The organism is Sphingomonas sp. DMC8 (assembly GCF_056314185.1).
Genome location: NZ_JBQUYV010000005.1, coordinates 124,390 through 137,478 on the forward strand (window position 1 = coordinate 124,390; position 13,089 = coordinate 137,478).

The following is a 13,089-nucleotide window of genomic DNA, read 5'->3' on the forward strand; positions in this document are numbered from 1 at the left end:
AAATTATATGGTTAATGCGGCATTAGGCGTGATGTCGAGACCGCGAAAATAAATTCAGGAAAATTTTTAGGAGGAAAATTTTTCCGGCTGGATGCGGCGTTCGATGAAGCTGAGCAGCCATTGCCGGTGCGCGCGGACTGGATCGCCCGCGCTGGCAATACGGGCTTCGGCAGCCGAACTGCCGATCTGCGCGGCCAGCAGGGTGCGGGCACGGCCGGCATCGATGGCGCCGGCCAGGAACTTGCGGGCATCCCCCACGCCGAGATGGTGGCTGAGATAGGCCGCCTTGGCGAGCGTTTCGGAATCGGCATGCACGTTCAGGCCCGATTGCTGCAGCCGCGCCAGATTGTTCTTGGCCATGTCGCCGACCGAAAGGATCGAGGCTTCTGGATCATATCGCATCGCCAGCAATTCGCCGCGATGGGCGGGGTCGATGGCGCCCTTGGCATCCACCCAGCCATGCTGGCGCGCGACGCCGTTCAGCCAGGTGCCCGGCGTACGGGCGAGATCCTGCCAGGTGCTGCTGAGGAACTGGCCCAGCCCCGCGGCGCTCGATCGTGGATTGCGGGACAGGGGATTCCAGCTGCCGTCATGCGTCTTGGCGGCTTCGGCATCTACGATGGCGGCAAGCGCGGGTGCCGGCACGCCGGACCGCGCTTCGGCGGCGGCGAGCAACTGGCCGTAGCGCCCGTTATTGCCGAGCGCGAGCGCGCCGCCGCCGGATGGCGCCCCTCCCTGGTCGCGCGCGGAAGGCAGCGACTGCTGGGGGTCCGCCGACGGCCGCGCCGCGCCGAACCCGCCCTGTTCCGAAAGACCGCCGGTGGCGGAGGGCAGCGCCGCTCCGCCATTGGATGCGCTCGCCGCATGACAGTTGCAGGCGCAATGGCAGGTGCAGCCAGCGGCCGCCGCGGCCGGCGCCTGATTGCCCATCAGCTCGAGCAGCGAATCCATCGACATGCCGGCGCTGTTCAGCGGTGAGGCATTCTTGTTATCGTCATGCTCGCCTTCGCCCAGCGCGGCACGCCACAGCCGGTTGGACAGCTGCGACTGCGCCTGGGCGTAGATTACCTGTGCGCGCTGCGCCGGCGTCAGTTGCGCCATTTCGGTCCGGCCGATCATGCCAGCCTCCGTCGGGCGCGTGCCCGCAGCGCGAGGAAGCGCGCGGCGGCAATGTCATCGATCGCGGCCTGTTCGGCGGCCTCGACCACGCGATCGGCTTCGTCCTGATAGCGTTCGGCGGCGCCTTCGATGGCGCGCATCGTGCCATAGGCCTCGACCGCGCGGGCGCGCAGCTGGTTCAGCCGGGCCTGTGCCTGGGCGGCAGCCTCGTCGAGCCGGCGGCGTTCGTCCTTCATGCGTGCGACCCAGGCGTCAGCCGCAATCGGCACGGTAGGCGCGAGCGCGCGCTCGTCGCGCAGCCGGGCCTCGTGCGCCGCCGTAACGGCTTCCAGCGTCGCGATACGTTCCACTTCGACGCTGATCGATACCTTGACGGCATCGACTTCGCGCCGCTGCACGCGCAGGGCGGTATCATAAGGAGTCATGCCGCGGCCCTGGTCATATCGGCGGCGCTGCCTTCATCGCCGGCAAGGATCGCGGCGAGCGCCGCGAAGGCGGCATCGACATGGCCCTGATCGTTCTTGCCCTGGTTGAGCAGCGCCTCGATCTGCGGCGCCAGCGCCACGGCGCGGTCCACTTCGGGCGAGGAGCCGGCCTTATAGGCGCCCAGCCGCACCATTTCCTCCATATCGGCGAAGGTGGACAGCAGCTTGCGGGCGGCGAGCCGGGTCGCATTCTCTTCGTCCGACTGGCAGTGGGGCAGGGTACGCGACACCGATTTGAGGATGTCGATCGCCGGATAGCGGCCGCGTTCGGCAATCGCGCGGCGCATCACGACATGGCCGTCGAGAATGCCGCGCACTGCGTCGGCGACCGGCTCGTTATGGTCGTCGCCATCGACCAGCACCGTGAACAGCCCGGTGATCATGCCCGCGCCCGGCGCGCCGGGGCCGGCGCGTTCGAGCAGCCGGGGCAGCTCGGCAAAGACCGTCGGGGTATAGCCCTTGGTAGCCGGCGGCTCGCCCGAGGCAAGGCCGATCTCGCGCTGCGCCATCGCGAAGCGGGTGACCGAATCCATCAGGCACAGCACGTTCATGCCCTGATCGCGGAAATGTTCGGCCACTGCGAGCGTCGTCCAGGCGGCCTGGCGGCGCATCAGTGCCGGCTCGTCCGAAGTGGCGACGACCACCACCGAGCGCGCCATGCCCTCCTTGCCCAGATCGTCCTCGATAAATTCCTGCACTTCGCGGCCGCGTTCGCCGATCAGCCCGATCACCGCCACGTCGCACTGCGTCCAGCGGGCGAGCATCGACAGCAGCACCGATTTGCCGACGCCCGAACCGGCGAACAGGCCCAGTCGCTGGCCACGGCACAGCGGCACGAACAAGTCGAGCGTACGCACGCCGGTTTCAATGCGCTCGGCCACGCGGGCGCGGCCGGCTGCTGCTGGGGGCGGGGCCTTGATGGGCTGCGGATCCGCGCCGCGCGCCAGCGGGCCGAGCCCGTCGACCGGGCGGCCGAGGCCGTCGATCATCCGGCCCAGCCAGGCGGCGGAGGGGCGCACGCTGAACTGGCCGGCGACCAGTTCCGCCCGCGCGCCAAGGCCGACGCCCTGCGGATCGACGAACGGCAGGCAAAGCGACACGCCGCGATCCAGCGCCGTGACTTCGGCTTCGACCTGGCCGGTCGGCGACTGAATGATGACGCGGCTGCCGATCTGGGCGACGCCGCTCAGGCCCTCGACTTCGATCAGCGCGCCGCGCACGGCGACGACGCGGCCGAAGCGGCGGTCGGGGACCATGTCGCGGATCGCGCGTGCGGCGCTGGCGAGCGTTTGCATCGCCTTTCCTTCCTCAGGCGGCCTGGTGCTCGGGCTGGGCTTCGCCTTCGATCGCGATCAGCTCGCGCGCGGCGGCAAGCGCCTTGTAATAATCGCTCTGGGCGATGTCGTGGGCGAAGCGGATGCAGATTTCGCGCGTCTGCTGCGCGGTCGATCCGGCGAGCACGGCGCCCAGCAACTGGACCACGGCCTCATGATGGCCCTCGCGGCCGGCGGGGTCGATATAGGCGAGCATCGCCGCGAAATAGAGCTGGCGGGCGGGCGTGGTCGCCTCTTCCGGGCGCATGACCTCGCGGCCGCGCAGGATGGCTACCTTGTTTTCCACGGTGATCTGGGTGCGGCCGACAGCGCGCAGCACCGCGCCGTTGACGATCGCCTTTTCGCCGTCGCGAAGCGTGATGCGGAGCATGAGACGTGCCTTTCACAGAAGCAGAAGGAGCTTTCCGATATTATAGGAGTAATTTGCCGGGCAGCACGCGATCACCCGGCAAATTTTGCCGCCCCATATATTTCGTTAGGAAATTCAACACCCGCTTTTGGGTCGGCCGCATGGCGATCCTACAATGAAGGCGTGGCCTGCGTTCTGTCCGCGGGCATTCCTAGGAGTGTAAGCTTTGGGCCTCTATTCCGCTCTCTATGCAGGCGTTTCCGGGCTAAGCGCCCAGTCCAGCGCCATGGCCACGGTCGCCGACAACATCACCAATATCAACACGGTCGCGTACAAGGGTGTCGAAGCCCAGTTCCGCACGCTTGTGACCGACGGGCGCGCGACGAGCGACTATTCGGCCGGCGGCGTTGCCGCGACGCCGGTTTCCGGCGTGTCGAAGCAGGGCCTGCTCCAGGCATCGGGCAGCAGCACCGACCTCGCCATCGACGGGCAGGGCTTCTTCATTACCCGCACCGGCCTTACCGCCTCCGACCCCGTCGCCTATACCCGCGCCGGCTCGTTTAAGCCGGACGAGGAAGGCTATATGCGCAATTCGTCCGGCCTGTATCTCTATGGCTGGCACCTGGATGCGACCGGCAACTATACAAACACCGGCAGCCTTTCCGCGCTGCAGCCGGTGCGGCTGAGCGATCTGGTTGGCACGGCCGCGCCGACCACCAAGATTTCGGCGCGCATCAACCTGCAGTCGGATGCGACGACCTTTACCGGCACCTACACGGCCGGGAGCATGGCGTCGGGCGCAGTCACGCCGACCTTCTCGCGCTCGTTCACCGTCTATGACTCGCAGGGTGGCAGCCACCAGCTCAACATGGCGTTCCTGAAGACCGGGGCGAACAGCTGGAAGGTCGAGAACTATGTGTCTCCGGCCAGCGACGTTACCGCCACCGGCGGTGTCGTCAGCAGCGGCACCGTGCTGTTCAACGGCGACGGCAGCCTGAACAAGGCCGGCTCGACCGCTGCATTGTTCAGCCCGCTGAGCATCAGCTACACCAACGGCGCCACTTCGGTGCCGATCACGATGAACCTGGGCGACGATGGCGGCATCAACGGCCTGACCGCGTTCGGCCAGCCTTCCTCGCTGATTTCGGGTGGTTCGGACGGCGGCATCCTTGGCAACATCGCGTCGGTGGAAGTGTCGAAGCAAGGCGAGGTCAGCGCGATCTTCGACGACGGTTCGACCCGCAAGGTGTTCCAGCTTCCGATTGCGACCTTCCCCAATCCGAACGGGCTGACCCGTGCGTCGGGCAATGCCTATTCGGCGAATCGCCAGTCGGGTTCGATGACGATGAACGCGCCGGGCCAGCTCGGGGCGGGCTCGCTCTCGTCGAACACCCTGGAGGCCTCGACCGTCGACCTGGCGGGCGAGTTCACCAACATGATCCGCTTCCAGCGCGCCTATAGCGCATCGTCCAAGATCATCACGACGGTGGACGACATGCTGCGCGAAGTCAGCGATCTGAAGCGCTGACGACTGACGCCGGGGGACCACCGCAATGGCGCTGAGCGACATATTGGGAAGCGCGGCTTCCGGCCTGGCAGCAGCCCAGGCCGGACTCCGTGCCGTGTCCAACAACATCGCCAATGTCGGGGTCACCGGCTACGCGCGCGAGCGGGTGCCGGTTGCCACCTCGGTGGTGTCGGGCCAGATCAGCGGCGTGACCGTGGGCGAGCCGGAGCGGGTTGCAGACCGCTTCCTGGAAGCGACCGTCTATCGCCGCGCCGGCGATTACGGCCGTGCCGATGTCAATTCCAGCTATCTGGACCGCTTGCAGGCGCTGCTCGGCCAGCCGGGCGCATCCTCGGGCCTGCCGGCGCGGCTGGACGCAATCAGCGCGTCGGCCGTGGCGATGACCGGATCGCAACAATCTGCACAGACGGTCGCGGTGTTCACTGCCAATGTGCAGGATGCGTTGTCGTCGATGCAGCAGACGACGCGCGACGTCGATGGCCTGCGCGCCGATGTCGAATCCGAAGTCGGCTATTCGATCGACCGGATCAACACGCTGCTCCAGCAGATCAACAATCTGAACGGTACCATGGCGCAGGCCAAGGGGCTGGGCCGCAGCGCAGGCGGTGCCGCCGACCAGCGCATGAACGCGATCGAGGAGCTGAGCGGCCTCATGTCCGTCAACGTGCGCGACCAGGCGGACGGGCGCGTGACGATCGAAACCGCCTCGGGCGCGATGCTGCTCGACAACCGGTTGCGCCAGCTCGATTATCCCAACAACAACACCGGCACGTCGCAGCTCAGCTATCCGGACATCAGCATTCGGTTCGCCAATAGCGACGGGTCGGTGGGGGCTGCGACCGGCGAGAAGATCGATTCCTCGGCGGTCGGCGGCAAGCTGGGCGGCCTGCTCGACTTGCGCGATCGCTCGCTGCCCGCCTTTTCCGAACAGATGGGCGTGCTGTTCAGCGGCCTTTCGGAGGCGCTGAATTCGGTTTCCAATGCCGGCACCACGGTTCCGCCGCCGCAGACGCTGACCGGGCGCCAATCGGGACTGGTGGGGACGGACCGGCTGGGCTTCACCGGGGCCGCGACCTTTGCCGTCACCAAGGCGGACGGCACGCTGGTCGCCAGCACCAATGTCGATTTCGACGCGCTCGGCCCTGCCGCGACCGTCAACGACATGGTGAGCGCAATCAACAGCGGGCTGGGCGGAGCGGGCACGGCCAGCTTCACCAACGGCGTGCTCAGCATCAGCGCTGCCGCCAGCGGCAATGGCGTAGCCGTGGCGCAGACGCCGGGCGATGCCAGCAGCCGCGCCGGGGTAGGCGTGGCGCAATATTTCGGGCTCAACGATCTGGTCCGCAGCGACAGCAGCACGCTGGTGCCGAGCGGCTTCGTCTCCAGCGACAAGCATGGCTTCACCACCGGCCAGTCGGCGCAGATCGTGCTGCGCGACGCCTCGGGCCTGGCGCTGACCAGCTATACGCTGCAGCCGACGAGCGGCGGCACGATGGGCGATCTGGTAACCCAGCTACAGGGCAGCCCGCTCGGCAATTTCGGCACCTTCTCGCTCGACAATCGCGGGCGGATGCGGTTCGATCCTGCCACGTCGGTGTCCGGGGCGGTGCTGTCCGTTCCTTCGGATTCAACCGATCGCTATGGCAGCGGGCGTAGCTTCAGCGCGCTGATGGGGCTGAGCGGCCTCAACAGCGGCCTCGCCAGTGCGACGGTTCGCACAGACATCATCGCCGATCCCACCAGGCTGCCGCTGGCGCAGCTCAACACCAGCGCGGCGGTCAATACCAAGGCGCTGGGTGCGGGCGATACGCGCGGCGCCACCGCCTTTGTCGACAAGCTGGCGGGCACGCTTGATCTGGGCAAGGACGGCGTCGTCTCGGTCGGGCGATTTTCCTCCAAATTGCTGGGTAGCGCGGGCCTTCAGGCCAGTCAGGCCAAGAGCAGCCTCGACGACGCCAATGCCCGCAAGGCCGATGCGGTGAACCGCCGCGACAGTTATTCGGGCGTCAATATCGACGAGGAGCTGTCGCAGATGGTGGTGCTGCAGAACAGCTATTCGGCAGCGGCGCGGGTGATGAGCACCGCCAGCCAGATGTACGACACGCTCATCCAGATGGTTCGGTAAGGGAACAGCATCATGTCTCGCGTCGCCACGATTCCGCTTCAGCGCACTATGGCCGATGCCATCCAGACCGCGCAGGAGAAGCTCGCCGTCAGCCAGACGCGGCTGTCCACCGGCAAGAAGGCTGCCGATTTCGCCTCGCTGGGCACAGAAACGGTGCGCAACCTTTCGGCGCACAGCCTGCTGGCGCAGCAACAGGCGCAGTCGACCGTGGCCAAGCGCGTCAGCACCACCATGTCGCTGTATCAGGGCCATATTCAGGGCATCCAGACCTCGGTGGAGGATCTGCGGCAGCAGATCATGACCGCGATCGGCACCGGCCAGTCGGCGGGCCTGCAGGAAGCCGTGGAAAGCTCGTTCCAGCAGATGCGCGCCTCGCTCAACGCCACCGAGGGCGGCACGCCGCTGTTCGGCGGATCGCAGACCAACCAGTCGCCCTTCTCGGTCGCGACGCTGGCCGATGCCGCCACCGTCCCAGCCAGCGCCGCTTTCCACGACGACAATGTACTTGCCAGCGCGCGCGTGTCGGATGGGGTGGATGTTACCTATGGCGTCAACGCCAGTTCGATCGGCCAGGGGCTTTATCAGGCGTTCCAGACGCTCGCCCAAGCCGGCAGCATCGGCGCGAGCCTTACCGATGCGCAAAAGGCATCGCTGCAGCAGGCCGTTAGCCAGATCGACACCGGGCTGGGCAGCCTGCGTGCCGTCAACGCCGACAACGGTCGCAAGCAGAACCAGGTCGACGATCTATCCAGTCGGGGCGAGGATCGCGCGATCCTGCTTCAGGGCGTGATCCAGAATAACGAGGATGCCGATCTGGGGCAGGTCGCGGTCGATCTTGCCCAGCAAAAGACCGTGCTGGAGGCGAGCTATTCGGTCTTCTCGCAGCTCTCCAGCCTCAGCCTCGTCAAATATCTCTAAGCGCGACGGCCCGCTCGATCACGGCGCGCAGCATCGCGGCGGTGATACGGCCGGTATTCTGGTTGTAGCGCGAGCAGTGATAGCTATCGATCAGCCACTGCCCCTTGGGCAGGCGGTGCTCCGCGCCGTGGGCGAAGCGCAGCTTGGGCAGCTTGCCGCCCATCGCCTTCACCGCCGACTGGTGCGCGATTTCGCCCAGCGCCACCACCACGGGCGCACGCAGTTCCGCCTGCAGAAAGGGGCGGCAGGCATGGATTTCGGCCGGTGCAGGCCGGTTTTCCGGCGGCAGGCACCGCACCGCATTCAGAATCAGCACGCCACGCGGCTCACCGGCTTCGGCCAGTCCCAGTTCCGTCAGCACCTGAAACAACAGATCGCCTGATCCATCGCCGGTAAAGGTGCGGCCGGTGCGGTTGGCGCCGGTGCGCCCCGGTGCGAGCCCGACAATCGCGATCGGCGCATCGGCATCGCCGAGCGACGGCACCGGTGCGTTCCACCATTCGGGCTGCTCCTCCCGCAATGCCGTACGCAGCGCCACCAGACGGGGGCAGAGCGGGCAATCGCGATCGGGCAGGGGGCTTGGCGCAGACATGGTGCCGCGATAGGCCCCGCGATGTGGCCAGTTCAAGCTATGCAATCGCCCTGGGTTCGAATCGTCGCGGTCGCCACGGCGCGCCTGAGCGTGAACTCGCCGCCGCGCTCGCCCATATCGGCGGGGTCATCGCCTGTTCGCCGATTCTCCGCACCGCCCCCATCGGCCCTTCGCGCCGACGGTTTGCCAATGCAGTAGCGCTGGTGGCGAGCGACGAGACGCCCGATGTGCTGCTCCGCCGGCTCAAGGCCATCGAGCGCAGCTTTGGCCGCCGCCGCGGCCAGCCCTGGAGCGCGCGCGTGATCGATCTCGACATCATCCTGTGGTCGGGCGGCTGCTGGAGCAGCCCGGGCCTGACCGTGCCGCATACGCGCTTCCGCGAGCGCCGTTTCGTGCTGGCACCGCTGGCGGCGGTGGCGCCCGACTGGCGCGACCCTGTGAGCGGCCGGCGGATCGCCCAGTTGTTGCACGCAGTTGACCGCGCCCGCCCACTTCCCTAGGTGGCGCGGCGTGGGTCCGTAGCTCAGTCGGTAGAGCAAGCGACTTTTAATCGAGAGGTCCCGGGTTCGAATCCCGGCGGACCCACCACACTCTCACACCGCATCGTCATCTGGTCCCGAGGGCGTCCCGCTGCATTCAGAATTGATGCCCGGGCGCTATGGTGTCGCGCCCTGCGGGTATAATCCTGCTTCCCCCGGGGAGGCTGCTTTGAGAGTTACGCCGCTGAAAAGGGCGCACAGGGGCGCCGCAAATACTAGAGCGTTTTCACCATGGGCGAAAACGCTCCAGATATTTGGTTGCCGCATTTTCCGAGTCGTTGACCGTACACGGTCAACTTGAAAATGCTCTAGGTAAATCCCCTCGGCTCCTGGCGCTGGCGACGAGAGTTACCCGACAGCCATCTATAATTAGGGCGATGCCGTCTGCGTCCTGCGGGTGGCGAGAACCTATGCTCGGGCGCTCCATGATCGATCTTGCGAACACCATGATTTCGAAGCGGCTGCGAATGATCGCGGCGCTTCCGGCCGTCGCGGCCCTGTTGTTCGCAGGAAACATGCTGTTCCAGCTGGCGAGCGCCCGCAGCGACGCCGGGCAACTGGCGGCAGGTACCGCGCTTTCGGTGCAGCTGGGCAACCTTGTACACGAGCTGCAGCGCGAGCGGGGCTTTTCCGCCGGCTATACCAGCAGCAAGGGGGCCAAATTTGCGGACGACCTGCCAAGCCAGCGCGCCCGCACCGACCAGAAGATCGCGGTTCTGAAGGCTGCGCCCGCCAGCGATGGGCTGACGGAGGTTTCACAACAGCTTGGCGACATCAGCGCGCTGCGGGCGGCGATCGACCGGCGATCGCTGAGCGTTCCCGCACTTGCCGCGCGGTACACAGGCATCGTCAATGCATCGCCGAATGCGATCGAGCGGCTGGCTACTTCCAACGCTTCCGGCGCACAGGCGCGCGCACAGGCCGCCTATATCCAGATCACCCGGGGCAAGGAGGCTGCCGGGCTGGAGCGCGCAATGGGCGCGACGGGCTTCGGCGCCGGCCATTTCGAGCCTGCGACCTATCGATCCTTTGTCGGCTTCATCGCGCTACAGGATGGTGCCTTCGGCCGTTTCCGCCAGCTGGCGACGGATGCGCAGCGCGCGGCACTCGAGCAGTTGCTGGCGGATTCGAACGCGCAAACCGTTCAGCAATATCGCGACGCAGCCTTCCAGAGCGGCGCGACCGGACAGCCGATCACGGGGGATGCCGCCGGCTGGTGGAAAGCCGCCAGTGCGCGCATCGAAGGCCTGAAGGCTCTGGAAGATTCGGTTGCCAACGGGATGATCGCCGATGCCGAGGCGAGCAAGACGCGCGCCGACATGCTGCTGCTGGGCACCGCGTTGCTCCTGCTCCTCATCGGCGCGGCGCTGGTGCTGCTGGTGCGGCGCATCACCCAAAGCATCACTGCCCCGCTTGAACAGATCCGCTCCGCCACCGAATCCATCGCGCGCGGGGAATTGCGCGGCGACATCGCCTTGCCTGCCGACGACAATGAGTTGACGGCGCTGGGCAAAAGCGTCGGCATGCTCCGCACGCAGCTGCGCGAAGCCGAAGATGCGCGCGCGGCGCAAACCAAGCTGATCGTCGAGAGCGTCGGCACCGGTCTTGCTGCGCTGGCGCAGGGCAACCTTGTCCACCGCATCACCACCGAACTTACCGGCCCCTTTGCCGTGCTGAAGTCCAACTTCAACGCGGCGAGCGAAAGTCTGTGCACGCTGATCGGCACGACGCTGCGAAGCGCGGAAGCCATCCGTTCGGGTTCGAGCGAAATCTCGCAGGCCGCAACGGACCTGGCGCGCAGAACCGAAAGCAGCGCCGCCACGCTGGAAGAAACCTCCGCCTCGCTGGTCGAAGTCGATGCGCGGGTGCGGGCGACGGCTGATTCCTCGCGCGAAACGCTGCGCCGCGCAGATGAGGCGATCGCCACGGTGCAGCAGGGGCGCACGATCGCGTACCAGGCAGTCGACTCGATGGGAGAGGTGGCGGTCAGCGCGCAGGACATCGACTCGGTTATCGAAGGGCTCGACAAGATCGCGTTCCAGACGCGCGTGCTCGCGATGAATGCGGCAGTAGAAGCAGGGCGCGCCGGCGAGGCGGGCCGCGGCTTTGCTGTGGTGGCGGATCTGGTTTCCGCGCTGGCGATGCGCGCCGAGGAAGAGGCGAAGCGCGCGCGGGAACAACTGACCGTAACCCAGGCCGGCATTGCCGCCGCCGTAGAATCCGTGCGGAGCGTCGATGGCGCGCTCGATGCGATTGCCACGGGCGTCGAGGCATTCCATCACCTGATCGGCACCATTACCGAGCATAACGACGCGCAGTCGCTGTCGCTGGGCCAGATCACCGTTGCCGTCGCCGATGTCGACCGCGCGACGCAGCAGAATGCCGCGATGGTGGAACAGACCTCGGCCGCGGCAATGAGCCTGGCCAGCGAAGTCGAGATACTGGCGAGCCAGGCGCAGCGCTTCGAAGTCACGCGGTCCGAAGCGCGCGGCGGCTGCGGGCGTGCTTACGCGGCTGCGGGGGCAATGGCGGCGTGACCGGTGAAGGGCCTGTGCGTCACGCGGAGACCGCTACGGCGACCTGCTAAACAAACCGGCGATTTCAAGAAGATGGTCGGGGAGAGAGGATTCGAACCTCCGGCCCCTGCCTCCCGAAGACAGTGCTCTACCAGGCTGAGCTACTCCCCGACGGAGTCCGGTCCAACATGCTTTCGGGAGCAGACCGGCTTGAGCTTGGAGGCGCGCCTATAAGGGTGGGTTCGGGGGCCGTCAAGCGCCCTGTGCAGCCTTGCGTGGCATTTTGTGCGCGCTGCCGGAACGCGGCCGCTCGACCAGCCGGCAAGGGGAATGCTAGGCGGGCCGGGTGAGCCTGCTCGAAACCCTCGCAACCCTGTTGGGCTTGATCAACGTCACGCTCGTCGTGCGCCGCAGCCTGTGGAACTATCCGTTCGCACTGGCGATGGTGTCGCTCTACGCCTGGATCTTCTTTTCGCAGAAGCTGTACAGCGACGCGCTGCTCCAGCCCTTTTATTTCGCCGTCAATTGCTATGGCTGGTGGAACTGGGGCCGTGCCAAGGCGGCGGTGGGCGAGGTGGCAGTGGAGCGGCTGGGCAACAATGCCCGGCTCGGCTGGCTGGCGGCATGTCTGGTGGCGGCGCTGGCCTGGGGTGCGATGATGCACCGCTTTACCGATGCGGCTGCGCCCTGGTGGGACGGCAGCATCGCCGTGATGAGCGTTGCCGCGCAACTATTGCAGTCGCGTCGTTTCGTCGAATGCTGGTGGTTGTGGATCGCCGTGGACCTTGCCGCGATTCCGCTTTTTCTCATCAAGGGTTTGTGGCTTACTTCCGGCCTCTATTGCATTTTCCTGCTGCTTTCGGTTTGGGGGCTGATCGACTGGATGCGAGCACGGACATGAGCCCCCGAACAATCTGCCTGCACGGCCCGGAAAGCACGGGGAAGACGACGCTGGCCGCGCGACTGGCGGCGCATTTCGGCGGCGAGGTGCTCGACGAATATGGCCGCGAATATGCCGAGGCGCGCGGCATTGCCTTTACGATGCGCGACCTGATCGAAATCGCCAAGACGCATGACGCCGGCACGCGGATGATGCTGGCGGCGGGGGCCGATCCGCTGATCCTCGATACCGACCCGCTGATGACGGCGGTGTGGGCCGAAATGCTGTTCGGCGAGCGCGATCCCTGGTTCGACCGCTGGGACGGACTGGCGGACTTCTACCTGTTGTTCGATGTCGATCTGCCCTGGGTGGCGGATGGCACGCGGATGTTCGGCACGGCCGAGCAGCGCCAGCGCTTTTTCGACCTGTCGCGCGCCGAACTGGACCGCCGCGGCGTGCGCTGGGCGCTGGTGCAGGGCGAGGGCGATGCGCGGTTCGCGCAGGCCGTAGCGGCAATCGAGGCGGCGCGGGTCGAGCTTGCCTGAAGGGCGCTCAGCCGCGCATCTGTTGCCCAAATACAACGTCTCGGCCGCCTCCTGTTGCAATGCGGCAAATCGCTGCAATCTTGTCACAACATGTTCACAATCGGGGCCTAACGCGCGGCCGACGGCACGGGGTTAATGAACATCAAGCAATTGTGATTG

Annotated in this window: 12 protein-coding genes and 2 tRNA genes; 8 read left to right on the top strand and 6 right to left on the bottom strand. The window is 66.5% G+C overall.

What is annotated here, in order from left to right; all coding sequences use genetic code 11:
- Window positions 1–66: 66 nt before the first annotated feature.
- The 4 genes from ACT53K_RS11770 to ACT53K_RS11785 are packed head-to-tail and all read right to left on the bottom strand — an operon-like array spanning window position 67 to window position 3,308.
- Window positions 67–1,119, bottom strand: coding sequence for a peptidoglycan-binding protein (locus ACT53K_RS11770; protein WP_476228842.1), 1,053 nt, complete (start codon window positions 1,117–1,119; stop codon window positions 67–69).
- Entirely contained in the window at window positions 1,116–1,544 is a 429-nt protein-coding gene (locus ACT53K_RS11775) for a hypothetical protein (RefSeq protein WP_476228843.1), read from the bottom strand. Before ACT53K_RS11775 ends, ACT53K_RS11770 begins: the two co-directional genes overlap by 4 nt.
- Window positions 1,541–2,899: a flagellar protein export ATPase FliI gene (gene fliI, locus ACT53K_RS11780; RefSeq protein ID WP_476228844.1), complete on the bottom strand. Its 1,359-nt coding sequence runs from the start codon at window positions 2,897–2,899 to the stop codon at window positions 1,541–1,543. Before fliI ends, ACT53K_RS11775 begins: the two co-directional genes overlap by 4 nt.
- A gap of 13 nt (window positions 2,900–2,912) precedes the next feature.
- Complete coding sequence (locus ACT53K_RS11785; protein ID WP_476228845.1) at window positions 2,913–3,308, bottom strand: flagellar biosynthesis repressor FlbT; 396 nt, start codon at window positions 3,306–3,308, stop codon at window positions 2,913–2,915.
- 265 nt (window positions 3,309–3,573) lie between these two features.
- Here ACT53K_RS11785 and ACT53K_RS11790 point away from each other — a divergent pair, with 265 nt between their 5' ends.
- From ACT53K_RS11790 to ACT53K_RS11800, 3 genes are read left to right on the top strand one after another with little or no spacing between them, the layout of a single operon-like run.
- Window positions 3,574–4,815, top strand: a complete 1,242-nt coding sequence (locus tag ACT53K_RS11790; protein WP_476229051.1) for a flagellar hook protein FlgE — start codon at window positions 3,574–3,576, stop codon at window positions 4,813–4,815.
- 25 nt (window positions 4,816–4,840) lie between these two features.
- Window positions 4,841–6,940 (top strand): FlgK family flagellar hook-associated protein, encoded by a 2,100-nt coding sequence (locus ACT53K_RS11795; protein WP_476228846.1) that lies wholly within the window; start codon window positions 4,841–4,843, stop codon window positions 6,938–6,940.
- A gap of 12 nt (window positions 6,941–6,952) precedes the next feature.
- Window positions 6,953–7,858 carry a flagellin gene (locus ACT53K_RS11800; protein ID WP_476228847.1) on the top strand — a complete coding sequence of 302 codons (906 nt, stop codon included), beginning with the start codon at window positions 6,953–6,955 and terminating at the stop codon, window positions 7,856–7,858.
- On the opposite strand, the gene ACT53K_RS11805 is transcribed toward ACT53K_RS11800, so the two are convergent.
- Window positions 7,845–8,450, bottom strand: coding sequence for a uracil-DNA glycosylase (locus ACT53K_RS11805; RefSeq protein ID WP_476228848.1), 606 nt, complete (start codon window positions 8,448–8,450; stop codon window positions 7,845–7,847). The genes ACT53K_RS11800 and ACT53K_RS11805 overlap by 14 nt on opposite strands.
- A 23-nt stretch (window positions 8,451–8,473) precedes the next feature.
- Between ACT53K_RS11805 and folK the strand changes: the two genes are divergently transcribed.
- The 3 genes from folK to ACT53K_RS11820 all read left to right on the top strand — a co-directional run bounded on the left by folK (window position 8,474) and on the right by ACT53K_RS11820 (window position 11,526).
- A complete protein-coding gene (folK, locus tag ACT53K_RS11810) occupies window positions 8,474–8,950 on the top strand; it encodes a 2-amino-4-hydroxy-6-hydroxymethyldihydropteridine diphosphokinase (RefSeq protein WP_476228849.1) in 477 nt (158 codons plus the stop codon).
- Window positions 8,951–8,962: 12 nt separating this feature from the next.
- Window positions 8,963–9,038: transfer RNA gene (locus ACT53K_RS11815), tRNA-Lys, on the top strand.
- Between the two features lie 376 nt (window positions 9,039–9,414).
- Window positions 9,415–11,526, top strand: coding sequence for a methyl-accepting chemotaxis protein (locus ACT53K_RS11820; RefSeq protein WP_476228850.1), 2,112 nt, complete (start codon window positions 9,415–9,417; stop codon window positions 11,524–11,526).
- Window positions 11,527–11,599: 73 nt separating this feature from the next.
- On the opposite strand, the gene ACT53K_RS11825 is transcribed toward ACT53K_RS11820, so the two are convergent.
- Window positions 11,600–11,676 (bottom strand) — tRNA-Pro (locus ACT53K_RS11825).
- 175 nt (window positions 11,677–11,851) lie between these two features.
- Between ACT53K_RS11825 and pnuC the strand changes: the two genes are divergently transcribed.
- Both pnuC and ACT53K_RS11835 read left to right on the top strand, forming a co-directional pair.
- Window positions 11,852–12,406: a nicotinamide riboside transporter PnuC gene (pnuC, locus tag ACT53K_RS11830; protein WP_476228851.1), complete on the top strand. Its 555-nt coding sequence runs from the start codon at window positions 11,852–11,854 to the stop codon at window positions 12,404–12,406.
- Window positions 12,403–12,930, top strand: coding sequence for an AAA family ATPase (locus ACT53K_RS11835; protein WP_476228852.1), 528 nt, complete (start codon window positions 12,403–12,405; stop codon window positions 12,928–12,930). The genes pnuC and ACT53K_RS11835 overlap by 4 nt, the downstream gene beginning before the upstream one ends.
- Window positions 12,931–13,089 lie beyond the last annotated feature (159 nt).

What these genes read in the sequence shown, in the direction of transcription:
- ACT53K_RS11770 (WP_476228842.1), bottom strand. Translation starts at nt 1,119, where the DNA reads ATGATCGGCCGGACCGAAATGGCGCAACTGACGCCGGCGCAGCGCGCA.
- ACT53K_RS11775 (WP_476228843.1), bottom strand. Translation starts at nt 1,544, where the DNA reads ATGACTCCTTATGATACCGCCCTGCGCGTGCAGCGGCGCGAAGTCGAT.
- fliI (WP_476228844.1), bottom strand. Translation starts at nt 2,899, where the DNA reads ATGCAAACGCTCGCCAGCGCCGCACGCGCGATCCGCGACATGGTCCCC.
- ACT53K_RS11785 (WP_476228845.1), bottom strand. Translation starts at nt 3,308, where the DNA reads ATGCTCCGCATCACGCTTCGCGACGGCGAAAAGGCGATCGTCAACGGC.
- ACT53K_RS11790 (WP_476229051.1), top strand. Translation starts at nt 3,574, where the DNA reads ATGGCCACGGTCGCCGACAACATCACCAATATCAACACGGTCGCGTAC.
- ACT53K_RS11795 (WP_476228846.1), top strand. Translation starts at nt 4,841, where the DNA reads ATGGCGCTGAGCGACATATTGGGAAGCGCGGCTTCCGGCCTGGCAGCA.
- ACT53K_RS11800 (WP_476228847.1), top strand. Translation starts at nt 6,953, where the DNA reads ATGTCTCGCGTCGCCACGATTCCGCTTCAGCGCACTATGGCCGATGCC.
- ACT53K_RS11805 (WP_476228848.1), bottom strand. Translation starts at nt 8,450, where the DNA reads ATGTCTGCGCCAAGCCCCCTGCCCGATCGCGATTGCCCGCTCTGCCCC.
- ACT53K_RS11820 (WP_476228850.1), top strand. Translation starts at nt 9,415, where the DNA reads ATGATCGATCTTGCGAACACCATGATTTCGAAGCGGCTGCGAATGATC.
- ACT53K_RS11835 (WP_476228852.1), top strand. Translation starts at nt 12,403, where the DNA reads ATGAGCCCCCGAACAATCTGCCTGCACGGCCCGGAAAGCACGGGGAAG.